We start from the raw sequence: 3,272 nt of genomic DNA on the forward strand, positions 1-3,272 counted from the left end.
GACCGGCCCCGCGTGGACCTGCCCCTTTCCGGCGACCCCGACGGGCCGGTGCTCCAGTGGGAGCAGATCAAGGAGATGGCCGACCTGGACTACTGTCTGCACGTGCTGCGGTCCTGCGGGGTGCGCGATGAGGATGCTTGATGTCAACATCCTCTTCAACGCCCAGCGTCGCGACGCCGAGCACCACAAGGAGTGTCTGGGGGTCGTCGAGGATCTCGTGAACGGTGACGAGGCATATGCGGTCAGCGACTTCGTCATCAGCGGCTTCATGCGCATCGTGACAAACCCCCGTATGCCGCAGAGCACCTCGCTCGACGCGGCGCTGGGGTTCGCGGCAGTCATCCGCAACCAGCCGCATGCCGTCGTGGTGCACGCCGGGTCCAGGCATTGGGAGATCTTCACCAAGCTCTGCCGTCAATCGGGCGCCACCGGCAAACTCGTGCCCGACGCCTATCTCGCCGCGCTCGCCATCGAGCACGGTTGTGAATTCGTGACCTGTGACAAGGACTTCGCCAAGTTCCAGGGCTTGCGCTGGAGGCGCCCGCTCAACTGAACTGAGGACACGAAACGCACTACCGGCAAGGGGCCGCCGTGGCCGATCAGTTCGACGTCATCGAGGCAGGCGACCGTGGTCGCCGGCGGTGGGTGGGGCTCGGCGTGGTGGTGGCGTTGCTGGCCGTTCCCGTCATCGGCCTGCTCGTCAGCCGCGAGCCGGAGCCGGAGTCCGCGCCGCCGGCCGAGACGTCGTCGCCGATCCGGACGCTGACCAGGATCGAGGGGGCGCCCAACCTCCTGCGTGCGCCGGTCCAGGCCAAGGGGGGCGACGAGGTCATCCGGGTCGTCTTCCCCGACGGGACACGCGCGGACGTGCGCTATCCGGCCGACCTGCGGCTCAACGAGCTGGGGGCACGCCCGTTCCAGGGGATCTGGGTGGGGCAGAACTATCGCGGGCTGTACGCGCCGTGGGGCGGCGAGATGGAGATCACCCGAGGCGGTCAGCCGATCCGGAACTTCGCCCCCAACGTCACGCTGTGGCCGCGCCAGCCGGGCGGCTCGTTCGGGCAGATGCTGATGTTCGCGTTCGGCAAGTGGCGGCTGGCCATGTACGACCGGCCGGAGGGGCTGAGCTTCGAGGACCGGATGGCGGCGGCCAAGAGCGTGCGCGGGAAGGTCGGCAAGGACGGTTACCTGGTGCTGAGCGGCGGCGGGGCGGTCCGCCTCGCGCGGCCCGGCGAGACCGCGGAGGGCGGCCTGATCGGGCCGCAGCTGTGGTTCGGCGGTGGCGCCGGCGACATGGTCGCGCTCATCCCCATGCCCGACTGCAGAACGGGGGAGAGGATGCCGTCGCAGGCCAACAACCGTGGTCGTCCCGCGCGCACCGTGTGCAGGGGTGACATGCTGATCGCCGCGTCGGGCTCGCGCTCGTTCGTCGACACGGCCGTCGCCAAGATCAGGATCACGCTGAAGTAAGGTGCGGCCATGTTCGCCGTAACCGCCACACAGACCGATTCCGACAACCCTCTCGCCGGGCTGACGCTCGGGGAGCACCCGGAGCCCAAGGTCCCCGACGGGTGGACGACCGTCACGGTACGGGCGACCGCGCTCAACCATCACGACCTGTGGACGCTCAAGGGCGTCGGCATCAGGCAGGACCGGCTGCCGATCGTGCTCGGCTGCGACGCGGCCGGCGTGGACGCCGACGGCAACGAGGTCATCGTGCACTCGGTGATCGGCACCGGCGCCGACGAGACGCTGGACCCGAAGCGGACGCTGCTGTCGGAGTTCCATGACGGCACGTTCGCCGAGCGGGTCGCGGTGCCGCGCCGTAACCTGGTGCCCAAGCCCGCCGCGCTCTCGTTCGAGCAGGCCGCCTGCCTGCCGACGGCCTGGCTGACGGCCTATCGCATGCTGTTCGACAAGGCCGGGCTCGAACCCGGCTCGACCGTGCTCGTCCAGGGCGCGGGCGGCGGGGTGGCCACGGCGCTCATCGCGCTCGGCCGGGCGGGCGGCTACCGGGTGTGGGCCACCTCCCGCTCGGGCGACAAGCGCGAGCGAGCCCTCGAACTCGGTGCCGACCAGGTCTTCGAGCCCGGCGCGCGGCTGCCCGAGCGGGTGGACGCGGTCATGGAGACGGTCGGCCAGGCCACCTGGGACCATTCCCTCAAGTCGCTCAAGCCGGGCGGGCGCATCGTCGTCTGCGGCGCCACCAGCGGCGCCGTGCCGCCCGCCGACCTGAACCGGGTGTTCTTCCTGCAGCTCTCGGTGGTCGGCTCGACCATGGGCACGCGGGACCAGCTCCAGCGGCTGGCGGTGTTCCTGGAGCAGACCGGGCTGCGGCCGGTCATCGACCGGACATTGCCGCTGACGCAGGCCCGCGACGGCTTCGCCGCCCTGGCGGAGGGGGAGATCTTCGGCAAGGTGGTGTTCACCGCCTGAATAAGTGAAGGGTTACTTCGTGGAGCCTCGGGTGATACAAAGAGAGTGAGGTTGTATCACCCCGGGAGGCGCCGTCATGGACGTCGAGCCGTTCGGACCAGGCTCACTGCACTGGGAGACCGCAGGTGAATACCGCAACCTGCTCGTCGCCGGGAGCGCGCTGGTCCTGCAGACCATGCACCCGGCCGTGGGCGCCGCCGTCGCCCAGCACTCCACGTACAAGGAGGATCCCTGGGGGCGGCTCAACCGTACGCTCGCGTCCGTCCAGAAATGGGTGTACGCGGGCGCGGGCGGGCTCGTCGAGGGCGAGCGGCTGCGCGAGATCCACAAGCCGATCAGCGGGGTGGACGAGCAGGGCAGGTCGTACCACGCGCTGAACGGTGAGGCGTGGGCGTGGGTGCATCTGTCGTTGTTCGAGCGGTTCGTCGCACTCAACCGGCACTTCGGCACCCCGTACACCGAGGAGTGCGAGCGACGCCTGTACCAGGAGGCGCGGCAGCTCGGTGCGATCCTGCGGGTGCCCGGACGGGAGATGCCGGACAGCGTGGAGGCGTTCTGGCGCTACTTCGACACGATGCTGGCCGAGCGGCTGGAGCCGCATCCCACGGCGCTTGAGGTGCTGGCCGTCATGCGCGGCACCCCCGCCCCGCCCGGCCTGCCCCGGCCGCTGCGGCGGCTCTGGACGCCGTTGGGGGTGGGGTCGGGGGAGTTCAACCACTTCGTGACCGTGGGGACGCTGCCGCCGCTCGTCCGGGAGAAGCTCGGTCTGCGCTGGTCGGCACGGGACGAGCGGCGGCTGCGGCGTCTCGGCGCGGCGGTGGCGATGCTGGTGCCGC

4 protein-coding genes are annotated in these 3,272 nt (G+C 70.4%); all 4 read left to right on the plus strand.

What is annotated here, in order from left to right; translation table 11 throughout:
• The first annotated feature begins 133 nt into the window (after positions 1 to 133).
• Positions 134 to 553, plus strand: a complete 420-nt coding sequence (locus KME77_RS13065; RefSeq protein WP_246609670.1) for a type II toxin-antitoxin system VapC family toxin — start codon at positions 134 to 136, stop codon at positions 551 to 553.
• Positions 554 to 591: 38 nt separating this feature from the next.
• Positions 592 to 1,470, plus strand: coding sequence for a hypothetical protein (locus KME77_RS13070; RefSeq protein ID WP_219466380.1), 879 nt, complete (start codon positions 592 to 594; stop codon positions 1,468 to 1,470).
• Between the two features lie 9 nt (positions 1,471 to 1,479).
• The gene (locus tag KME77_RS13075; RefSeq protein WP_219466381.1) at positions 1,480 to 2,436 is read left to right on the plus strand and encodes a zinc-binding dehydrogenase; all 957 of its coding nucleotides are present in this window, start codon (positions 1,480 to 1,482) and stop codon (positions 2,434 to 2,436) included.
• Between the two features lie 76 nt (positions 2,437 to 2,512).
• A partial coding sequence (locus KME77_RS13080; protein WP_219466384.1) for an oxygenase MpaB family protein occupies positions 2,513 to 3,272 on the plus strand: 760 nt, incomplete at its 3' end.

Source organism: Nonomuraea rhizosphaerae, assembly GCF_019396405.1.
In the GTDB taxonomy this organism is placed as follows: domain Bacteria; phylum Actinomycetota; class Actinomycetes; order Streptosporangiales; family Streptosporangiaceae; genus Nonomuraea; species Nonomuraea rhizosphaerae.

What these genes read in the sequence shown, in the direction of transcription:
- KME77_RS13065 (WP_246609670.1), top strand. Translation starts at nt 134, where the DNA reads ATGCTTGATGTCAACATCCTCTTCAACGCCCAGCGTCGCGACGCCGAG.
- KME77_RS13075 (WP_219466381.1), top strand. Translation starts at nt 1,480, where the DNA reads ATGTTCGCCGTAACCGCCACACAGACCGATTCCGACAACCCTCTCGCC.